Raw genomic sequence first — 21,771 nt, forward strand, 5'->3', positions numbered from 1 at the left:
CACGCTTCATTTTATCGAAAGTTTTTCTTGGTACCACCGCACCGGCCCCCACCCAGAACAAGGGTGGGGAAACCACGGCCCATGTTGGAATTCCAACAAATTAAAACAGATCTACTTCTTTAGCTAGAACAAAAATATTCCCGACTTCTTTTAATCTTTGGGTAAGCTCGGGAGAACTTAAAACCTTAGTGACTGCTGTTTCAGGAAGTTTTTGCATTTCTTTAAAACGTTCCTGATAATCTTGGATCCAGATTTTTTTACAGAATAGGTTGGCTTGGAAATAGTACACTTGGTGAGTGATTAAGAAGTTTAAAGAATCAATATCTTCTAATGCTTCCGCAGTGATGATTGCTTCCCTGTTATCCGAAAGTCTTCTGCAATAATCTATAAATGCAAGGTTATCCAAAAATTTAGTCAAATCCTGGTCTGCTTTGAATTTGAAACTAATTGGATCCAGTTTAAATTCTTTGATCATCTCCCCTAAGTCCAAAACGACTTGGTGACTTTGGCTTTTTACTCCGAAGTCGTCTGCAGCAAAACTGATCCCGAAATTCCAGAATCTTCTGCATACGGACTTGAGAGTTGCCTCACCTTCTTCGTAAGGTTTTTCGATCAACTCCATACGAACATTTTGAGGATTCAAGTTTTGTTTCAGAAGAAGTTCATGAAAACGTGTAACCTTCTCATCCGTATCGAACGTATCGATTAAAGTTTGAGGAGAAATATTAAATTTCAGAAGACCAGGAGAACCGTTGCAGGACATGATCAACTTCTCTAAGATCAGAAGTTCTATTCTGTTCAGATCTTGGTCATGAGGAATATCACGAATAAGATCCGCGTAGCCTGCGTATGCCTCTCCACCCACGAAAACTTCTCCACCTTTCATGGAAAATGTATGGTCCCTATGATTATAATGAATGATTGGCTGGATAACCGCATCTGCGCGTTCGCTAGCAAAGTAATCGTTTACACGATTCAGATAAGTCCAGCTCCAACGAACTAAATTGTCTTTTAGATTTTTTAAAGAAGAAGTCTCCAGCTCTCTAAAGATCTCTTCTACATAGGAAATAAAATTACACTGAGTTCTTCCGATCCCGAAATCAAAATTGAGAGCTCCGGTTCGAATTGCTTGGTCATGGAATCTTCCCATGGCAGCATCAAAATTAGCGAGACTGATAGGCCCCGAATTATCTAAAGGAGCTACTCCTATCAATAGGTTCTTTTTATCACCATAGGCATAATAACGAAATAATTCACGATGAGACGGCTCTATGTCAGAGATCCTCTGAGGGATTAATTGTATGAATTCTACTAGGGAAACTGTGGAAATATTTTGAAATCTGAGGAGGAAGATTGGCTTTCCTCGATTTTCATTGATGAATACCGTCTTAAACTGTTCTAGATCCCCCATATCGAAGGATCTTAATTTTAAGTTATAAGCATCGGTCATTTCGTTTGCGACATTAATCGGCATAGGGTGGGCTTACAAACTCGAAAGCCCGTGGACTGGATTTTAAACGACTGTTGTTTTATGTAAAGCGGAAACGTAAACTATCGTTCGAGATTCGGTCCACACCTAATTCGGACAATTTTCTTTGTCCTGGTCCGGGGTTTACTAATATAACATCTCCTTCTATAATTACTTTCTTATCAAACAAAATATCTCCTTCTACTTTCAAGGAGGTGCAGCGCACTAAAGAAGGAATCATTTGTATACGATCAGTAAAATCTCTTACTTTCTTATAATATGTTTCATCTAAGGAGATAACTAATTCTCCGAGTCCTGCCTTCTTTCTTTCCTCCGACATAGTCACAGAAAAATCCGGATTTAAAGAATATGCATCAGAACGTCTGACTAGATAGTCTTCACATTTTTTTACAGGGGCAAAACGATCTCGTGGAATGATGAGGCCTTTTGTATTGGAGAAGTTTTGGATGGCAGACCCCATCGCAGTCTCTAACTGTAGGACCTCCTTACCTTCTACCTTTTTAGGATTTACGATCAAAGATAGTTTGAAAGAACCTTCGAGTAATTTTTCTTTTAGTATATCTAATCTAATCCATAGATTATTAGTGGAGAATGTTCTAAATTTACCCAGGCCCTCGAACTCATGCATATGATCGGAAGGCACCTGAGCAGTTTCTAATAATTGTAAGTTCCTTTTTTCCCCGCCTACAACCCTTCTAAAAATCGCTCCGCCTTTTTTATCAGCGAGTGTTTTAGGAGTCATCTCCATGCAGAAGTCCAGATTTTCTTTCAGAATATATTCTAATATTCCGGGATGAACAGTCGCACCTAAATTATCTCCGTTAGAAACGAATGCTACCTTATATCCGTTTTCTATAAGTCGATCTAATAGTCCTGTTTCCAGAAGTGTGAACCAAATATCTCCATGACCAGGAGGACACCATTCTTCCGAATTCCCTTTAGAAATTTCCAAAGGTTTTAATTCAGGAACGACTAGTCTTGGTACCTTATGTTGTAAAAAACTTGTAGGATAATTTTGAGAAAATTTGATCTTTTTCAGCTCTGCTTGGCTTTCATCCTGAGTGCTGAAACTATCCATCAGAATGAGAGGAATATCTAAATTATATTTTTGTCGGATGTACTCTACCTGTTTGCAGACCACTTCTAAGAAGCTCATTCCATCCTTGATCTCTATCAAAGATTTCGGTCCGGAAAGCCCCATGCTGGTCCCAAGGCCTCCGTTCAATTTGATCACTACCAATTCTTTTAAGAATTTAGGATCACCTGGATATTCTGATTCAATCTTCTCTAAAGAGATCTCGTCTTTGCTCGGGTCCAGATCCCCTACTTCTTCCCATTTTACGATCCCGGTTTCACCATTGCGAACTTCTTGGATCTTGGAAATAAAATCGGAGATAAACTCTTGAGAGAGTCCTTCTCCCAACATTTTTTCTCTAACCAATTTTTCAGATTCTGCAATCATCGAATCCATCTTATAATTCCTTTCGCATCGTACATTTCGTCAAACTCACCCAATTCAATTGTATATTTTTCATCTTTAGAAGAAGGATCATAGATCAGTTTTAATTTTACTTCTCTTCCGTTATCGTCCTTTTTTACAGGTTTCTCATTCTGTTCCACATATAAAGGCAAGAACACAGAATAAGAGTAGATATACACAGATCTTTTGGAGTTCTTTCTATAATACAAAACCCCTTTTTCGGCAAGGTCTCGCTTTAGGATCTTTGTATAAGGCACCGGAAAAGTTTTATTCCAAGTGGCAAGAAGTGTCTTATCCATCTCGGAATGTTTAGGCACCTCCGAATACAAATTGGTTACGGAAAAAAGAAAAATGCTTAATGCCAGGAAACGAAAGATGGCTTTCATAAACTTACAGACAGATTAGGAACCAGCAAGTATTCTTCAAGTAATTACTTAACGGATTCCTTATATTTGGAATAGGTCTCGTTATCCGAATCGAACACTATATCCGCAGTGGCACAGATCACCCCACCCAGTGAAACGATCCTGATATTTAGCAAAAATTCCTGGTCTTGGAAAACCAACTGACCTAAAGCCAAATATTCCGCTCCGGAAAGTTTTCCTATAGAAACGATCTGATCATTTAACACTAGCCCGCTCGCCTGGAAATCTTGTTCTCCTATGACACGATTTAATCTATCTCTTTCCAGCAATTGGAATGTTTTAGGATCGAATAATTCTTTTCCGAGTCTGTCAGTGATTAGTTTTCCTAACTGGGAATTGGCCCCATCTTCGTTGATTATATTTAAGATAGCGAGTCTTGCAGGAAGTTTACCACCCTGAGCTTTGAGAGAAGACAAAAATTGGTATCTAAGTTCGGAAGCGATAGTTGCGACTGCCGCATTCGGATCTTTCGCTTTCTTTTTTAGTTCTCCCAAAGAAACGCAGGAACCTAATAAAATTATAACTGTAAATAGGAAGATCCGAATTTTCATTTTCCCGCCTATATTAAAAATATTTAACTAATGTAACTTGGTTTCCGGTGCTATTAAATTTCACCAGATCGAATGTGGCTAAAGTAAGCGTGAGGCCTCGTCCATGAGTAACCCCTTCCGAATTCAACTTTTCCATACTGGCTTTTTGTAATCTAGCATGGTTAAATCCCTTTCCTTCGTCCGTGATCCTGATACCGATCCTATCTCTGGAAAGGGAATATTCTACTTTTACTTTTTTGGATTTATAATAAGGGTCTTTTTGCCTTTCTTGAACGAATCTGAAATAATTTCCTTCCGACATTGCCCTGGTTTTTTCATCAAAACTGATATTCAGGTTCCCATGTTCAATTGCATTGATGATCATTTCTCTAAGACAATTCCTCATTGCAGTAATCGTGCTTGGATCCACAAATCTGTATAAGTTTGCAGTCATTCTTTGGCTTAAAAGTTCTGCGTTTTGCAAATAATTATTCGCAGTGTAGACAGTCTTCTCGTCATCCACATACCTAGACATTAAATCTTGGTCCGGTTCGTAAGCTCTTCCTAAAATTTCTCTTTGGCCCTCATATTCCAAGATCTGAAATTGGACCTGTAATTCTTTAGGTTCTCTTAAATATTTTTGTAGAAATTCCCCTAAGAATCGAACAGGTTTTCCCTCGGAAGCAAGTTCTTCCAATTTTTCTAATACGTAAAGTTTCTTGTACGCGTCTTGTAGCTCTCCAGCCTTGTAGATCAGCTCCATAAAATTTTTGCCGATCACTTCCTGCGGTTTGAATCCAATATGTTTAGAGACCGATCTGTTCGCCGCGAGAATATTCCAGTTTTGGTCTAAGGAAAATAGGAAGTCCTCTTCTACTTCGAATAAACTTCTGTATTTTGCCTCGGATTCTTCTGCGTAGTTCCGTATATTCCCGAGTTCTTCTACTCTTTGTTTCAATTGATCGGATAATCTTTTGATCCTATCAGCAAGTCCTAAGGATAAAAGGCTCACTTCCATCACAGAGCCTACTTGTATTCCCCACAAAGTGAAAAAGTTATTCGGAAGTATTCCGAAAGATTTTAGGCCGAATAAAAAGCTGAAAAATAAAAAAGAAGACCAAGCGAATAAGAAGTATTTTGCCTCTCTTCTTCCTGCCAGTAGACATTGTATTCCATTGGAAATTAAAAATCCTAATGTAAAGAACATTAGAACTAAACTGCTCATGATCGCTGTTCTATATTCCCAAATGAATAATGTGGAGATCATTCCACCAAAACTAAGAGCAAAAAGTAGATAATATAATTTAGAGGTCTTAGGAGTATATTCAGGAGCATTCAAAAAGGATCTACTGAATGCACCTGCCGTTAGAATCACAGAAAATATAGAAAACGGCAGACTATAATTTGCCCATAGAACGGAACTTCTCCACAAATATTGAAAAGAGAGCCCGTTCAATGTAAACTGAAAGAGTATATAAGTTAATATATAAATAACATAATATAGATAACTTTTATCTTTAGTGGAAAATAGCAGAAATAGATTATAAACCACCATGATCAACATGGAGCCGTAATATAACCCAAGCGCAAGCTGCTCCGTGGAGGTATGTTCTATAAATTCATTTTTCGAAAATGTCAAAAACGGCAGTAGAATGGAGCTAGAACTTGCGATCCTAAAATAGATCTCTCTTTTGGATCCAGGCTCATCCGAAAAAGGATACGCAAAATTCCTATGGTCGATTGGACGAGTGCCGAATTCCCTTAGATCTCCCGAATGGTTGGCCGCAGAATCGGAGGTTCTCCCAGCATAAAGGTCCACAAAATCTAAAAGAGGATAATCTATTTCTAAGATCCAATCTACAACTTTCTCAGTTTGGTTCTCTGTGCGAAGACGAACCCAGATAGCAGATTTAGAATATCCTAAACTGTTTTGCGATATTTTCTCAGATCCACCTTGATCGAATATTTTTAATACTTCTTTAAAAGACTTTTTACCGGTTTCATCTTGGTAAACGGAGAGATAAGGAAGAAGAGAAGAGCCATCCATCTTCTCTTCCAGAAAAAATCGGTCCTTTTTTTCATAAACCTGACCTTCTCCCCAAATTGAAAAAGAGAAGATGATCAAAAGAAAACTAGAGAAGATTATAGATCGAGTCTTGATTTCCTTTCGCATGGGCTACAAATCGTATGCAAATTTTAGAAAAAAGCGCCTACAAATTTTAACATTTTATCAAAAATCTGTTTAGATACTATAAATGTTCCGATGCTACTTCCGATCTGAGGGAGCATAAATACTAAGAAGATACGAGTTACTTTATTCTTCCAATATCCGCTGAAAGTTTCAGTATCTTCTCCCAATCTTTCGAAATCTTCTACCAACGGTTTTCTAAACCAGGATTCGGATAAAGCTGCTACCCAACCAGGTTTGATGATCGGATTAAAATTCCCGATAGGAGCTGCGATAAATGCAAGAAGGATGGAGACAGGATGTGCAAGTGCGATGATCGCACCGATTGCAGCGAGTGTTCCCTTAACCAAGATCCATCTGATTAAGAATTCCTGGCCTTCTTCTTTTCCTCCGAACCAATAAAGTGCGGTGAATGCGGAGATAATGATCGCAGGAAATAATAAAGGACGAACTCTATCCCAGAAACCTTTAACAGGTTGGACATCCAAATGATCGATATCCTTATCTTCCACGATATGTTTTACGATACCTTCTAAGTGTCCTGCGCCAACTACCGCGAAAATTTTCTTACCTACTGCAGCTTGTTGTCTAATCCTTTGAGCTAGATACGCATCTCTTTCATCTATGATCACATTTTTAACGGATTGGTATCTGGAAGGAAGTTGAGAGAATAGATCCTTGAGAACGTCGTCAGATTTCATCTCTTCTATTTTTTCAGGAGAGATCTCTTCCTTAACGATGAGTGAACTTACCAAAGTGGAAAATAACATCATCCTACTCCAGAAGCCCACATTCCACCAAGCTCTTTTAAGAGTAGTGGAAATCTCACGGTCGACTGGTACGATCTTAGCGTGGATCTTATTTCCTTCTTCGATCGCCTTTCTCATTTCGTCACCGGGACGAATATTTCCATAGCCTAACTTTTTCTGGAAAGAAGAAAGGATTAGGCTGGAAAGCAGGAGCCACATCTTCCTTTCCTTAAACACTTTGAAAATATCTAATTTTTTCCAATGATCCGGATCTTGAACGGATCTCATCCTGGAAGCACAAAGTTCCACACAGACCGTGTCCGGTTTTTCTTCTTGGATAATCCTTTCAACTTCATCTATACTTTTTTGGCTGATATGAGCCGTTCCCAAAATAGTGATCTGGGAACCGTTTAATTCCAAGGTGCGGATCGGTTCTGAGGAGGCGATTGTTTGCAAGAGGGTCGATTTCCTTTCTTTACATACAGTTTCCTTTAAGCTGGATGATATGAAACTCTATTTTTCCAAAAAGAGTGGGAATTCCCACGAGATTTTTAGAAGGTAAAATCGTCACATAATTCGATTCCGGTCCGGAAAATTTTCCGGGAAAAAAGATTTGAAGGAACTTGGATGATCCTAAAATACTACCCGGTTATTACTGACAGAAAGTATGCTCAATAAAGACGTAAAAACTATAAACGTCGGGATTGCGGATATCCAAGGCGGCCAGTCCCCTTCCATGATCCGCACCACATTAGGTTCCTGTATCGGAGTCGTTTTTTACTCTCCGGAAAAGAAGGTAGGAGCTATGGCTCATATCATGCTCGCCAAAGACCCTTCCGGAAAAGATTCCTCCAAAAATCCCCATAAGTATGCAGAGACTGCCCTTCCGGAATTGGTGAAAAGAATGACGGAGTTAGGTTGCGGTAAGGGAGAATATTACGCTCGTCTATTCGGAGGAGCTTCTATGTTCAAGGGAATGAACTCAAGTTTCTTGCAGAACATTGGCGACTTGAATGTAAGTGTCGCAAAAGAATTTTTAGATAAAGAAAAAATAACGTTACTAGTGGAAGACGTCGGTGGCCATGAAGGCAGAACGATTAGTCTCTATTTGGATGATGGCAGGATCCTTTTAAAGAAGGGCGGATTCGAAAAGTACCTTTATAAGGTCAGGTAACGGAATGAAAGAAAAGATAGATCAACTTTTTGAAAACGAAGCCCAGCTTCCTAAAATCTCCTCCGTAGTAAGTAAAGTAATGGAGTTGGCAGGAAAACCGGACGTAGCCATCGCAGACCTGGCCAAGGAAATTTCTAAAGATCCTGGACTTACAGCTGCAGTAATCAAACTTTCCAACTCTGCATATTTCCGTCCTGCTAAACCTGTAAAAACCGTGCAAGAATCCTTGATGACTCTTGGAATTAAAACAGTACAGGAAATCATTCTTCTAAATGAAACCAAAGGTATTCTGAAAAAAGAACTGAAAGGTTATCAGGTCGATGGAGAATCCAACTGGATCCATTCTTTAATTGTGGCGGAACTTGCAAAAAGGATCGCAGTCCAGAAAAAACTAAAAGTGGATAAGGACGTAGTATTTACTGCGGGACTTCTCCATAATATCGGAAAAGTAATACTCGCAGATTTCTTTCCTACCGTACTCGTACAATTCAGAACCGAATTACAAACCTACCAAGGACCTTATACGGACTTGGAAGCTAAGTTTTTCGGATACACTCACCAAGAAGCCGGAGCAAAACTTCTAGCTAAATGGAATTTCCCAGAGGAATTGATAGAAGTAGCCAGACATTATACTGAACCTGAAAAGGCCACACAGTTCCCTGAAATAGTTTCTATCATACATATCGCGAATTGTATCGTGATCCTAGGTGGAATGGGAATTGACATAGGCGGTTTGAAAATTCCACTCTCTACTAAAGCCTTACAGAACGTAGGCGTGACAGAGGGAGATCTACAAATGTACTACACTCTTTTACCGGAGATGGCTAAACATATCGAAGAGTTGATCTCGGTTTGAAAAATATCGCCCTGATCGGCCCTAGAGGTGTCGGAAAATCTAAAATCTCCCGTAAACTTTCCAAACTCACAGGCAAACCGGTAATCTCTACCGACATGATAGCTGTCTACCTGACAGGTGGAGTATCTATTCCAGACTTCGTAAAATCAAATTCAGGAAATTGGAAACCTTTCCGTGACCTAGAATTCCAAATCTTAAAGCAAGTTTCCGGCTCTCAAAATCTGATCTTGGATTGTGGTGGTGGGATCTTATTCGACCAAGACGAATCAGGTAAGGAGATTGTAAGTGAAAGAAAGACAAATATACTCAAAGAAACCGCATTTGTGATCTCTCTTTCCAGAAAATCCGAATACTTGGTAGAAAAAATCCAGAATGATCCCACTCGTCCTCCTTTAAGTAGCGTTCTTTCTTATAAAACAATTTTGGAATCCAGACTACCGCAATACAGGGCTCATTCAGATATCCAGATTGCCTTAGATGACCGCAATGCGGAAGAAGTCTGCGAGGAAATCCTACGCAGATCCGGCTGGGTCTAATACAAATAGGGCGTTCTGCCCTTTCCTTAAACGCCCAAATTCATAAGATATTATGAAAATTATAAATATCTTTACGACTTTCTAATGGAATTAGAATCTTCGTTATAACCGGATAACAAAAATATTATTCTAAATAGTTCAAACCCGATGTTGGAACTCCAACAAATCGCGAAGTTCGGACTTTTAGGACATCCGGATAAACAAAATATAAAAATGATACAGTTAGCACTAGAGGTCCGAGATGATAGATACGGAGGTCCCGAAGAAGAATAAATCTTCCTTCGAGAAACTAGTAAAGGTAATTCGGCAAAGAAATTATAAAAAGGCGACCGAATACACTTACCTAAGATATAATTTGGACTTTCTTTTGTTCGCGGACAAACCCGCGGAAAAAGTAGTTACGAAAGATATCGAAAAATACATAGAATATTTAAGGAAGAAGAAGGTTTCATCTTCCACGATCCAGATAAACATCAGTTCTTTAAAAATGTTTTTTGAAGAAGTTCTGGATATGAACGTATTCGAAGACTTTAGAAGACCTGCAAGGGAGTACAAAACCCCTAAGGTCCTGAACCAAAAAGAGATTTCACTTCTTTTAGAGACTGCATCAGAGTCTCCTAGATCCCATCTTCTCTGTGCGTTAGCATATTATGCCGGCCTACGAGTGGGAGAGATCATTCGTTTGAAATGGGGTCAATTCGATCTTTCTAAAAAAACGATCAAAGTGGACTCCCCTATTCCAACTCAAAACAGAACCGTTTTGATGGATGGAGAATTACAAAAGATCTTGAAGAAGTTCGAAAAGGAAGTTGGAACCGAGAAGTCCTCCTATTTGTTCCCAGGTAAATACCAAGGCACTCATTTGACTTCCAGAAACGTAGAACGTTTAGTAGGAGATCTGGCAAAGTATGCAGGGATCAAGGCACAGGTTACCTTGTTCACTCTCAGACATAGTAGAGCAATCCACCAATTGGCAGAAGGCAAAAGTCTGGAAGATATTAGAGAGTTTTTAGGTCATAAAAGTCTTGCGACCACGGAAAGTTATCTTCCGATCCGCAAAAACCTAAGGCCTCAGGTCAGACAAAAACATATCCAAGACGCTTTGAAAGAAATTAAGAAGAAGTACAAATACTGAAACTTATCCGGCCGGAGTGCCGGAATTTCTTCTTTTACGAATATTCCTTTTTCTTGATAGAAGTTCCTGTATCTTTGCATGAACTTCTGAAGTTAGACCCATTCTAGTAAAGATCAAAGATGCTATAACAAAAAGGCTTCCTACAATAGGCCCAAATATCAAAGTTAATCTCCAACCAAGCTCTGGGTCCTGTGCCTGTGCTCCAGCTTGGTATCCGATCGTTTCCAATAGAAATCCTAAAAAGGCAAATCCTATGGCTCGAATGATCTTGGTTGCCATCTTCCAGAATCCGAAATAGGCACCTTCTCTTTTTTCTCCTGTCAGAAGTTCGTCATAATCAACTACATCTGCCACCAACGAATCGAAAAGAAGAATGGACCCTGCAAATATCCCGCCAAGAAATGCGGCAATCAACGGAGCCTCATAAGATCCTTGGGGCAAGATAGGATATAAGACGATTGTCATAACTCCAAGTAGGAAACTTCCCCAAAATGCAGGCCCTTTCTTCCCGAATCTTTTTGCTAAGTACACCCAAAGTGGAATAGAGATGGTAAGAAAAAATACAAAAGGAAGAAGGATACGTACCACCACTTGAGAGTCTTCAAGCAATAATCTTTCTTTATAATACAAAAGGCCCAAGGAAGAATTCAAAGTCCTTGCAGCGGTAGCGACTATAAATGCTAAAAGTAAAGGAAGAAAATAACGGTTTTTTAATATAAAACTTGCAGATCGGAAAAAGGATAAGATATTCTTTCCGACAGAATTCGATTTTGTTTCGGATCTTTGGTAAGGAAAATCTTTTCCCTTTGTAAAAATGTAAGAAAAATAAGATACAAAGCATAATAAGATCCAGACACTCATTGAAGAAAAACTCCTGGAATCAAATCCATCTTTTCCTAAAGAAACCCAAATCGCAGGAAGAAGTAACCCAGATAAAAGACCTAGATTCGCAAAAAATAATCTCCAACCAAAAACTTTATTCCTTTCTCCAGATGTATGGCTGATCTCACCTCCCAAACTAATATGAGGAACTGCAATCATTGTCATAAATGTATTCGTGAGAAAGTAAGCGATTACCAGGTATAAAAACTTAAGACCTTGTGTTTCCAACTTAGGAGGAGTGAAAAGAATGGTAATTCCTAACCCAAGTAAAAATCCCCCGACTAAAATATAAGGACGTCGTCGTCCATTTGTGAAACTAGTTCGATCCGAGATATATCCCATAATAGGATCACTGATAGCATCCCATAAGATGGCGATCAACATAGCCAAACCGAATAAAGAAGGTTTTAATCCAACTGTAGAAACATAAAAATCCAGAAGATAGATCTGGGCCATGGTTTCCACAGCGGTGATCCCCACTTCTGCGGAAGCATAACCTGCCATAGTTCCATTCGAAAGAGTTTGTGCTTTCATAGAATGAGTAGTTTCCGAGTGCTACTTTAGGAATTAGTAATCCTATCTTAATTGATAAAGGTTTTCCAGGTACCGATCAATTTGCCCGAACGAACTAAATGTATTTCTCCCATTTCTGCCATTACCTTTTCACTTTGTGTAGGCCTAAAGAATACATGATCATCGGGCTCTAAGGAAGTTGCCTTGGACCCATTTAAGATACTTTGGTTGGTACTTGTACCAAATAGAGAATTATCTTCGAGTCCCTTAGGAGATTCTTTTTTGGCAGAGAATGCGCCACCATAGATAAAGTAAGTCACTTCTTGGTTTGGATTCCAAAGTGGAAATAGGAAAGATAAAGATTCTAAAAATGGGATTTTGGTTCCCTCTAGTTTTTTCAAAACTGGAGTGGCGATATAAACTGCAGGACTATGTTCTTCTAAACTTTCTACATCGAAGTCTGTAGGTTTTACCAAAGCAGAACCCAGGGACACATCATTCACTACTCCCGGATTTTTTTGATAAAAACTGTAAGTTTTACTCCCTCCTCCATTGAACACTAGTTCCTTTTGGAATAAATTCGGGAACTTCTCTTTTCCTAGTTTTATAAAATTAGAATATTTATCCAATGAATTTTGGAGAGATTTTTCCATCGCCGAGATCTTATCACCAAAGGTCACAGGAACAGAAGCGACATGCGGTTCGTATCCCATATATCCGGAAAGTTCTAGGTTTTTAGGATTCGTTTCTAGTAGTTCCAACGGAGTAAGAGAATCCTCGGGTTTTAAAAATCCTCCTCTGTGCAATCCTATATCGATCTCCAAACTTAGTTTTAATTTTATATCCTTCTTCTTTGCAAATTCTAAGTATTGACTGACGCGAGTAGAAGTATCTACCAGCCATTGTACATTTTGGAAATTCTCTTTTTTTGTTTTAGAATATATATTCTCCAAAGCTGCGATCGGCATAGGTTTTCCCAAAAGAATATCAAATTTTTGGAATTCTGGATCATTCAATAACATGATGATGTCTCCGGAATGAAATACCATCAGTCTTCTGGAACCTGTTGTGTTTACGATATATTTAAGTAGATCCAAAGAAGGAAGAGACTTTACGACCACTCTATAAGATAAAGGAGGTTTGATCTTTTCTTTTAGAAGTTTTAGATTAGAATCCAAACGATCTAGATCGAGAAGGACGATCGGTTTTCCGGGACCATTTTGTTTGAGTTCGGAATTTAGATCCTTAAAATAAGAAGTGTATGTGGCCCCGTTATCTTTCGGTTTGATATAAACGATCAGTAAAAGTGCGACTGCAAAAATCCAAAGTAATCCATGATTAGACCCTTTTCTATACATCCAAGATTCTCCTTCGAAAAACCAGATCGGATTTTAGAATATTAGACTATTCAGGCAAACGGAATTTAGGAAGAGATAGATTAAATCGTACTGCGATCATTCTAATAAGTATCACAAGTAAGGCGGAGACGGCAGTGTTTAAACTTCCGTTCACTTCGAATTTATCTAATACAATATACAAGATTGCTCCTGCCAAACATGCAGTTGCATAAATTTCTCTTCGGAAAATCATCGGCACTTCGTTGATTAGAGTATCTCGGATCACTCCACCGAAAACCGCAGATACCATTCCTAGGATTGCAGCTGCAAAGGGATTTACTCCACTGAGTAATGAGATCCTGGTTCCAATAACAGTGTAGATCCCGATCCCGACTGTATCGAAAAAGAAAATCCCAGTTTTCATTCTAATCAAGAGTCTAGGAAATATGAATGTGATCGCAAAGCCGGCAAATATCGCCCAAAGAACATTTGAATCAGAAACCCATGAGACTGGATAATTTCCGAGTGTAATATCTCTTAAGGTTCCACCACCAATTGCAGTGATAAAGCCGGTGAAAAACACGCTGAATGCATCAGCGTGATAGGTCTTTTTTTCCGCAGCGGCCAAAGCACCGGACACCGCAAACACTGTGACCCCGGCCAAATTGAAAAAATAAGAAAGGTCCACCTTAATTCTTTTTGTAGGTCTTCTGTTTTTTCTTTCCTTTGCCCATAAGAGAAGGACTGAGCAATGCATTTAGACCGGGCAGGAAACTTCCTACCTTTGCCAAAAATCCTCTCGAGCCAGGGATCAAAACTTCCATAGGTTTATTTGGAATCACTTTATTAAAGATAATATCAGTTACTTCTTCCGTTTTGAGATATCTATTCCCGGAGAATGTCATGGAAGCTTCTTCATAATCTTTTTGAAGATCAAGCATTGGTGTTTGGATCGCATCCGGGCAAACCACACTTACGAATACTTTTTTAGGTCTTAATTCTTGGGCGACTGCCAAGGAAAATCCTCTGACTGCAAATTTAGAAGTAGAATAAAGAGAAATCCCAGGAATTGGAGCAACACCCGCCAAAGATGCAATATTTATAATATGCCCTCCGCCTTGTGCAATCATTCGGATAGAAGCTTCTCTAGTTCCGTACATCAAACCCTTTGCATTAATGTCTATATGCATATCTATATCTTTTGGACTTACATTTTCTATATAACCAGGGAGAAGGTAACCTGCCACATTCATTAGAATATCCAGTTTGCCCCATTTTTTATAAGCAAGATCCATGACCTTCTTCCAATCGGAAGGAGAAGTTATATCTAACTTTGAGATCAAAACCCTATTCTTATCAAACTTTTGTTTAGTGATGTAATCTTTTAAAACTTTTTCACTCAAATTTGTAAGAAGTAAATTATGGCCGAGAGCATAAGCTTTCTCCGCCAGATTTTTGCCTAAACCACCGCTTGCACCAGTGATGAGTATATTCATGTATGTTTCCTAATGGGTAATAATATTACCGAATTCTAATTGTCCGAATGAGAAAGTAGGACTCGTTCCAGGGAAAAGCCAGAACCCACTCATTTCAGAAGAAGGCATCACATTATAAAATTCAGGATTTCGCAAAGAAGGACCAGCAATCTCTTTTTCTAAAACCATGGAAATATACTGATCAAGACCGATCTCCAAAGTATTTCCGTTTAAGATCACTTCCATTCCAGTATTTTTAGCATATTTACGCACACCAGGGATACTAGATTTGAGTGGATTATAATTGTCCGCACTTACACCATTCTCACTAGTTACAAAAATTCCTTCAGGAGTATTTGCGACTAAACTATGGTTTCCATAAGTATGTCCAGGAGTCCTGATCAAAGCAACTCCCCCGCCCAGTTCGGTATCCGAATCTAAAAGAACAACTCGATCCATAGAAATTCCGCCGGAACCGTTTGGACAATACCAATCGGACTGAGGAGGAAGAAGTCCTTGGATAGAATCCCATTCTTCTTTCATGACTAAAAGTTTTGCATTTGGAAAATATCCAGGCTGTCCATTTGCTCCCAACCATTTGCGCAGATCCTGAGTATGCAAATGATCGAAAGAAATATAATCCACCTTCTCCGGGGGAAGTCCTACTTGTTTCAAACATTCCTCAACAGTATTCAAGGTTGGAGCCATGATCTTTCTTCCTATATTCTGAAAAGGGCCAAAACTTTGGGAAAGCCTTTTGAAAAACGGGGTCTCTGAATTTGCATCCACATCGGAAGGAGAGAAAAGAAGAGTTTTAATTCCTTCTGATGTTTTGTATTGGATGATAAACAATCGGTTGATTATATGCAAAAACGGCGTTGGAAGACTAAACGCATTTAATAAAGCATATTTAGTAGGATACGGCACTCGAACCAAATCAAAGGATTTATAATATACTACTTGTGGCCCCGATAAAAATTTATCTCTAAATCTTCTCGCTCTTTTGCGAACATCTTCCAAACGATCCACTGGAGCAGGAAGACTGCGAGAGCCTAAAAAATCTTTGATTGGTTTTATGCTAGTATCTTTTTTTGAAGATGGTTTTTTGACTGATTTAGAAATATTTACCTTTGCCATAAGTTCATCCCTTCCTATTTATTTTTGTAGCCCCATTCTCAGAAGATGAAACGGAACTCTGATAAAACTTTTTTATAAAAACTTAAAACGGTTTATACAATGCTAAATAAGCTGAGAATGTACCGAGCACCGGGAGACCAAACCAAAGTATTTTTGCGAATTCTGGCTTTTTATAATAAGCAGTCAATAGTCCACCAAAGATCAACCAAATTGCAATTTTAGCAATTACCCAACCAGGAAAACTAGTCAGAAGTCCAATTCTCGCTAACATTCCAAATCCGCCCAAAAGAATGAGTGTCATACCAATTCCATGAGCGGAAGCGATCAATTTTTTAGGAGCGTTCTCTTTTGTGCCTCCACCTAATACGTGAAGCGCTAGACCACCGTATGCGGAGAATAAGAATAAAATGCCAAGGATATGAATGAGTTTGTACACCGGATAAGAAATCATAAGGTGCCTATTCTCAAGATCCTCAGTTCTTATGGAAAGCGAAAAACGATCTTCTACTTTTCCAAAAGATGTTGTACTCCGACCCAATTCCCAACTGGAGGAGCTTCTATATATTCCTGGCAACGTTTTCTATATAAAATCGCTACTATATCTTCCGGATAAACTTTTAAGGCTTGCTCGAAATTCTGAAGAGCTTCTTTAAAATTTCCTACCTTATACAAGATAATCCCTCTGGAGATCAAAGCTAAAGTCGCATCTTTCAGTTTGCGGATATGAGGATCGTCTGATTCATAAATTTCATAGATAATAATCGGTTGGCTTTTCCCTTTAACCACTACTGAGTCCACTTCTCGGATCGCAAGTTCGTCTGTGATCGTAAGACTAGACAAAGTATTTTGAGTGATTAATATATCCGCCTTATACAAATTCGTAAGACTTTCCAAACGAGATGCAACGTTGACTGTGTCGCCTATCACAGTTGTATCTAGTCTATCAGAAGATCCTACTGTTCCGAGCATCAGATTTCCGGTATTAATGCCAATACCGATACGAACACCTTTTACATGTCCGTGATTACCCTTAACTTCTTCTTCAAGTTCTCGGACCCTTCTTCTCATGTCAATGGCTGTTAGAACTGCTCTATCCGCGGCAGACTTACCTTCCCAATTATTCTCAGAATGGATTACTCTTTCTGCGGAGAATAAAGCAAGGATCGCATCTCCCATAAACTTATCCACGAAACCTTCGTACTTTTGGATCAGAGGTTCCATCTTAGCAAGATAGCCGTTGATAAATCTGAAATTTTCTTCAGGTGTCATCTTCTCAGAGATAGTAGTAAAAGAACGAATATCAGTGAATAGGACACTCATTTCCCTTAAAGCAGAATCGCCTAATTTTACATCTACAGCTGAATCTTTTCCAAGCACACTTAAGAATTGCATCGGAACGAAACGGAAGAATGCATTCTTCTGCCTTGCCAATTCCAGTTTTTGATGGCTAAGCTCAATGTTCAAATCTTCAGATTGTTTATATAGGTCTATAAATCGATTTGCAAGAATTGTAGTTAAAGAAATTACAAATAAAAGATAAGCAAACTGTGTGAATCTGATCCCTGATTGGAAAAACATAGAGTCCAAAACATCGTAACCTGAAATGAATACAATGATGAACATACTGATCGCCATGAGAGAAGCGTCTTTCTTTCGGAGATAAACGGCTTTTCCCATGAAGTATAATAGATAAATAAGAGAAGGTAGAATGGAGATCTGCCATGCCCTCAAACTGATCATCAAATATTGAAATGGAGCAAAGAAGGAAAAGAAGAAGATACCAAAACTCCATCCGGAGATCGCAAGGATCGCCTTATTCGGCAAAGTGGATCCATAAAAATAATCATGCAGAAATAGTAAAAACAACGGTGCTAGCAAGGATACCGAACCGTATTCGATTCTTGTAATCCAAGTACTATCTTGTATAAAATCAAAAATGATCGTGGATCTACTCAAAGAGTAAACCGCCATCGAGATAGAAAAGATCCCGAAGTACAGATTATATTTGTCCGTTCTTCTTTTGGAAAAAATGAGAAGGTGATAAAGTCCGAAAAAGATATAGATCGTATTTAAACTTAAATTGATCAAGATCCCGATCTTCTTGGAAAAATCGTATTCAACCCCTAAGGTATAATCTCCATCCAGATAAAATCCAAGATCCACATTCGTAGGTGTGAACACTGGAGAAAGTACAGGATATTCTTCTTCCGAAAGATGAAGTGCAGGTGCATCTCCCAACATACGGAATACCAATTTGTTTTCTCCCGCTTGTAAAATACTGGAGTCAACTTGCACTTCCATATCCCGAAGAGTTTTTCGGATCTGCATTTTCCCATTCGAATCCAAATGGATCTCTTTTTGGAGGAGATGACCGTTTAGGTAAATTTCCCAGTTCTCTCCTATAAAATTCAAATATAGTCGGATCGGACTCAAGAAAACCTGGGCCTTAGGATCAAAACCTAAATTGAATTTTGTCTGAATGGTAAACTCTTGGACCTTGTCCGATACCGGAGTTTTATAGAGTTGGTTTAGAACGATCGGGAATTTTTCTATTTTTAGATATCCTGGCTCGCTAGACTCGAAACCGGATTTGAATTCGGGTTTAAATCCTTGTACGGATTCCCATTCTAATCTTTTTAGATCCAAGTCCTTCCAACCCGGAATAGGTTCGTTTTCCTGAGAACCCAGAGAGTAAAAAGAGAATAAGAAAAAAGAAATGAAGATTAGAGATTTGAAAGGTAAAGCCGGAAATTTTTGTTTTTGCACCATGCGTTATTCGACAGCAGTAATTGGATGAGAAAAACTGCGAGATTTCAACTTTTTTAACGGATTTTTTCCTTTTCCCAAAAATGTTTTCGGTAGAAACTATCCGGAAGGGAAAATAGGAGGAAAACTTTATGTCCGACTCATGGGAAGGCAAAAAATTACCGGAAGTAAGTTTATCTAGCTCTGCAGGAAACACCGTAAATCTACCGAAAGACTCAAGCGGTTCTTGGACCTTATTGTATTTTTATCCAAAAGACGATACCCCGGGTTGTACAAAACAAGCCTGCTCTTATAGAGATAATCTGGAAAAGTTCACCCAGGCCGGAGCAAAGGTCTATGGTATCAGCTCAGATTCTTTGGATAGTCATAAACAATTTATTGACAAATTCAATTTGAGTTTCCCTCTTCTATCCGATCCAAAACAAACCTTGAGCGGCCCCTTAGGAGTTTACGGAGACCAAGAATGGCAAGGTAGAGTATTCAAGGGGCTTTCTAGAGATAGCTTTTTGGTAGGACCTGATGGAACCATCCGCAAAGTATGGAGAAAAGTAGATCCCACTAAAACAGTCGCAGAGACATTAGAGGAGATCTTAAAAGAGGCCGGTGCCTAAGGCGTGATCGTAAAATATACTCTAGATACATACCAACCGCATAGACATTTATTAAAGGTGGAAATGGAAGTCCACCCTGACAAAGAGGAAACATTTCTTTGTATTCCGAATTGGTCCCCTGGCTCTTATAAGATCCGAGACTATTCCAAATCCATCCACCAAGTCCAATTTATACAGTCCAAACCTGGCTGGAATCTCGAACAAATAGATCTAGATACTTGGAAAGTTTCCTCCAAAGGAGAAACATTCAAAATTTCTTATCTAGTATATGGGTTCGAACATACTGTAAGAACCAATTATTTCACTAGTGATTTTATTTTAGTTCATCCTCCTGCAACATTCTTATATCCTAAAGATAGACTCGATTTAGAACCCGAACTTAGCTGGAAGAATTTATCACCTTTTCGTTTTTGTTATACAGGATTAAAGAAGAAGGAAGGTTCCAAACAAACCTGGAAAGCGAAAAACTTCGACGAATTTTTCGACTGCCCTATTCTTCTTACCAATGAAAAACAGATCAGTTTTAATGTAGAAGGATGTGAATTCGATCTAGTTATCCTGGGAGATATAGAAACAAAAGATAAGAAGAAGATCTCCAAAGATCTGGCAACCATTGTAGAAACTCAGATTAAACTGATGGCTGGAACGGAAAATAAGTATTATTTATTCGTTCTGGATATGAGTGATAATCTATACGGCGGGTTGGAACATCTCAATTGTAGCATCAACCAATTCGATCCGAATGGATGGTCTAATCCTGATAATTATAGAACTCTTCTAGAACTTTTATCTCATGAATACTTCCATCATTGGAATGTGAAAAGAATTCGTCCGATCGCGCTTGGCCCTTTCGATTACCAAAAGCCGAACTTAACAAAAGAATTATGGATCGCAGAAGGGATTACGAGCTTCTTCGATGCATATTTTCTACTTCTTTGCGGAATTTACTCTCCTCAACAATATTTAAATAAACTTTGGAAAGATATACAAGAACTGGAAGAATCACTAGGCGAATCCTGGATGAGCTTAGAGGATTCCAGTTTTACTGCTTGGACTAAATATTATAATCGTCCATTCGATCCAAATTTTTTGAATACTGGGATCTCTTATTATACAAAAGGTGCCATTCTATCTTTAAGCATGCATCTTTATATTCTGAAAGAAACCAAGGGCAAAAAATCCTTGGTGGATATTATGACTGGATTGAATAAGCAATATCATCAGGAGAAAAAAAGAGGATTTACCAAAGCTGAATTTTTTCAAACTGCGAAGAAGGTTACCGGCCTGGACCTAAAACTGGAGTTCGAACCTTATATCGTAGAACCGAAACGAATTCCTGTAGAAAATTATCTACATTTGATCGGAGTCGAAAGAACCGCCTCCAAACCTAAAATAGAATCAGGGTTTAGGGTAAAGGAAGAAAAAGGGAGAATGATCGTAAGTAAAATCCTTCTCTCCAAATCAGTAAAAGAAACGGATATCAATTTAGGTGATGAATGGATCGCTTTGGATGATAGAAGAATTCTTCCGGGCAACTTTAAAGAATTATTAAACCAGTATCAGCCTGGAAAAAAAGCAGACCTTCTTCTTTCCAGAAGAGGTAAAATCTTAAAAAGAAAGATCAAATTTGACTCTTCTCCTTCCGGAAATGAACTATGGATCGATGAAAAGGCAAAGGATTCAGTTAAAGAATTGAGAGAAGTATTTTTGAATTTGGGAAAAGAATCTAAAACTTCGAAACCTTCTTCTAAAAAGACTAAATCGAAGTAATTCCTCCGTCAACAGTCCAGTTCGCGCCGTTGATATAACCCGACTCGGAAGAAATTAAAAAAGTAACCACTCTTGCAATCTCTTCCGGAGAAGCGATTTTTTTAACAGGTGTCATCTCTATTATCTTTTTGCGATGGTCATCCACCTGATCTTCTTGGATCCCCATCTTGGTTTCCATATAACCTGGACTCACTGCGTTAGATGTTATTCCCTTCTCTCCCCATTCGGCAGCGATAGATTTCATAAACCCTATGATCCCATGTTTGGAAGAAGAATAAGCCACAGACAATGCACTTCCTTGCACTGACAAAGAAGAAGCTATATAAACGAATCTTCCGAATTCTTGTGAGCTGAAAATTGGAAGTAAAAATTTTGTAATTTGAAAAGCAGAGCGAAGATTGATGGAAAAGATCCTGTCCCATTCTTCTAAAGAAACTTGGGTGATCTTATGATAAGGACCACCATAACCCGCACAATGTATAAATCCTCGGATGGAAGAAGTCTCAGATTGGACGTTTTTGCAGGCATTCTCCAATTCATCTGAAGAAGTCAGATCTATTTTTTGGAATATTTCATTTGGATGAAGTTTATCGGGAGAAACCAGATCCCAATTTAGGATCTTATATCCAGAATTTCCTAATTCGGAAACAAGTGCTCGGCCAAGGCCTCCACTTCCTCCAGTGATTAAAATTGTAAACATTTCTGAATCGACGTACAA

Annotated in this window: 20 protein-coding genes; 6 read left to right on the plus strand and 14 right to left on the minus strand. The window is 38.7% G+C overall.

Going from position 1 to position 21,771, the window contains the following annotated elements; translation table 11 throughout:
* Nucleotides 1–100 precede the first annotated feature (100 nt).
* The 6 genes from CH377_RS10550 to CH377_RS10575 all read right to left on the minus strand — a co-directional run bounded on the left by CH377_RS10550 (nucleotide 101) and on the right by CH377_RS10575 (nucleotide 7,317).
* Nucleotides 101–1,450, minus strand: coding sequence for an EAL domain-containing protein (locus CH377_RS10550; RefSeq protein WP_100723870.1), 1,350 nt, complete (start codon nucleotides 1,448–1,450; stop codon nucleotides 101–103).
* A gap of 79 nt (nucleotides 1,451–1,529) precedes the next feature.
* Entirely contained in the window at nucleotides 1,530–2,960 is a 1,431-nt protein-coding gene (locus tag CH377_RS10555) for a UTP--glucose-1-phosphate uridylyltransferase (protein WP_100723760.1), read from the minus strand.
* Entirely contained in the window at nucleotides 2,948–3,355 is a 408-nt protein-coding gene (locus CH377_RS10560) for a hypothetical protein (RefSeq protein WP_100723761.1), read from the minus strand. Before CH377_RS10560 ends, CH377_RS10555 begins: the two co-directional genes overlap by 13 nt.
* Nucleotides 3,356–3,399: 44 nt before the next feature.
* Nucleotides 3,400–3,945 carry a CsgG/HfaB family protein gene (locus tag CH377_RS10565; protein ID WP_100723762.1) on the minus strand — a complete coding sequence of 182 codons (546 nt, stop codon included), beginning with the start codon at nucleotides 3,943–3,945 and terminating at the stop codon, nucleotides 3,400–3,402.
* A 13-nt stretch (nucleotides 3,946–3,958) separates the two neighbouring features.
* The gene (locus CH377_RS10570) at nucleotides 3,959–6,097 is read right to left on the minus strand and encodes a 7TM diverse intracellular signaling domain-containing protein (RefSeq protein WP_100723763.1); all 2,139 of its coding nucleotides are present in this window, start codon (nucleotides 6,095–6,097) and stop codon (nucleotides 3,959–3,961) included.
* Nucleotides 6,098–6,120: 23 nt separating this feature from the next.
* Nucleotides 6,121–7,317 (minus strand): TraB/GumN family protein, encoded by a 1,197-nt coding sequence (locus CH377_RS10575; protein ID WP_100723764.1) that lies wholly within the window; start codon nucleotides 7,315–7,317, stop codon nucleotides 6,121–6,123.
* Nucleotides 7,318–7,528: 211 nt separating this feature from the next.
* Between CH377_RS10575 and CH377_RS10580 the strand changes: the two genes are divergently transcribed.
* The 4 genes from CH377_RS10580 (at nucleotide 7,529) to CH377_RS10595 (ending at nucleotide 10,562) form a co-directional block, all read left to right on the plus strand.
* Nucleotides 7,529–8,035, plus strand: a complete 507-nt coding sequence (locus CH377_RS10580) for a chemotaxis protein CheD (RefSeq protein ID WP_100710783.1) — start codon at nucleotides 7,529–7,531, stop codon at nucleotides 8,033–8,035.
* 4 nt (nucleotides 8,036–8,039) lie between these two features.
* Nucleotides 8,040–8,891: an HDOD domain-containing protein gene (locus CH377_RS10585; protein ID WP_100723765.1), complete on the plus strand. Its 852-nt coding sequence runs from the start codon at nucleotides 8,040–8,042 to the stop codon at nucleotides 8,889–8,891.
* Nucleotides 8,888–9,427 (plus strand): shikimate kinase, encoded by a 540-nt coding sequence (locus CH377_RS10590; RefSeq protein ID WP_100723766.1) that lies wholly within the window; start codon nucleotides 8,888–8,890, stop codon nucleotides 9,425–9,427. The genes CH377_RS10585 and CH377_RS10590 overlap by 4 nt, the downstream gene beginning before the upstream one ends.
* Nucleotides 9,428–9,668: 241 nt before the next feature.
* Nucleotides 9,669–10,562 (plus strand): tyrosine-type recombinase/integrase, encoded by an 894-nt coding sequence (locus CH377_RS10595; RefSeq protein ID WP_100710780.1) that lies wholly within the window; start codon nucleotides 9,669–9,671, stop codon nucleotides 10,560–10,562.
* Between the two features lie 3 nt (nucleotides 10,563–10,565).
* Here CH377_RS10595 and CH377_RS10600 read toward each other — a convergent pair whose 3' ends face one another.
* The 7 genes from CH377_RS10600 to CH377_RS10630 all read right to left on the minus strand — a co-directional run bounded on the left by CH377_RS10600 (nucleotide 10,566) and on the right by CH377_RS10630 (nucleotide 18,675).
* Nucleotides 10,566–11,978: an MFS transporter gene (locus CH377_RS10600; RefSeq protein ID WP_100723767.1), complete on the minus strand. Its 1,413-nt coding sequence runs from the start codon at nucleotides 11,976–11,978 to the stop codon at nucleotides 10,566–10,568.
* A 47-nt stretch (nucleotides 11,979–12,025) separates the two neighbouring features.
* Nucleotides 12,026–13,315 (minus strand): alanine racemase, encoded by a 1,290-nt coding sequence (locus tag CH377_RS10605; protein WP_100723768.1) that lies wholly within the window; start codon nucleotides 13,313–13,315, stop codon nucleotides 12,026–12,028.
* A gap of 46 nt (nucleotides 13,316–13,361) precedes the next feature.
* Entirely contained in the window at nucleotides 13,362–13,982 is a 621-nt protein-coding gene (locus CH377_RS10610; protein ID WP_100723769.1) for a trimeric intracellular cation channel family protein, read from the minus strand.
* Between the two features lies 1 nt (nucleotide 13,983).
* Nucleotides 13,984–14,790, minus strand: a complete 807-nt coding sequence (locus CH377_RS10615; RefSeq protein WP_100723770.1) for an SDR family oxidoreductase — start codon at nucleotides 14,788–14,790, stop codon at nucleotides 13,984–13,986.
* Between the two features lie 9 nt (nucleotides 14,791–14,799).
* Nucleotides 14,800–15,906, minus strand: a complete 1,107-nt coding sequence (locus tag CH377_RS10620; RefSeq protein WP_100723771.1) for an MBL fold metallo-hydrolase — start codon at nucleotides 15,904–15,906, stop codon at nucleotides 14,800–14,802.
* An 82-nt stretch (nucleotides 15,907–15,988) separates the two neighbouring features.
* Nucleotides 15,989–16,357 (minus strand): hypothetical protein, encoded by a 369-nt coding sequence (locus CH377_RS10625; RefSeq protein WP_100723871.1) that lies wholly within the window; start codon nucleotides 16,355–16,357, stop codon nucleotides 15,989–15,991.
* Between the two features lie 53 nt (nucleotides 16,358–16,410).
* Nucleotides 16,411–18,675, minus strand: coding sequence for an adenylate/guanylate cyclase domain-containing protein (locus CH377_RS10630; protein ID WP_100723772.1), 2,265 nt, complete (start codon nucleotides 18,673–18,675; stop codon nucleotides 16,411–16,413).
* A gap of 128 nt (nucleotides 18,676–18,803) precedes the next feature.
* On the opposite strand from CH377_RS10630, the gene CH377_RS10635 reads away from it, so the two are divergent.
* Nucleotides 18,804–19,283 carry a peroxiredoxin gene (locus CH377_RS10635; protein ID WP_100723773.1) on the plus strand — a complete coding sequence of 160 codons (480 nt, stop codon included), beginning with the start codon at nucleotides 18,804–18,806 and terminating at the stop codon, nucleotides 19,281–19,283.
* Between the two features lie 3 nt (nucleotides 19,284–19,286).
* Complete coding sequence (locus tag CH377_RS10640) at nucleotides 19,287–21,053, plus strand: M61 family metallopeptidase (RefSeq protein WP_100723774.1); 1,767 nt, start codon at nucleotides 19,287–19,289, stop codon at nucleotides 21,051–21,053.
* On the opposite strand, the gene CH377_RS10645 is transcribed toward CH377_RS10640, so the two are convergent.
* The gene (locus CH377_RS10645) at nucleotides 21,040–21,753 is read right to left on the minus strand and encodes an SDR family NAD(P)-dependent oxidoreductase (protein WP_100723775.1); all 714 of its coding nucleotides are present in this window, start codon (nucleotides 21,751–21,753) and stop codon (nucleotides 21,040–21,042) included. The genes CH377_RS10640 and CH377_RS10645 overlap by 14 nt on opposite strands.
* Between the last annotated feature and the right edge of the window lie 18 nt (nucleotides 21,754–21,771).

The organism is Leptospira haakeii (assembly GCF_002812045.1).
GTDB lineage: Bacteria > Spirochaetota > Leptospiria > Leptospirales > Leptospiraceae > Leptospira_B > Leptospira_B haakeii.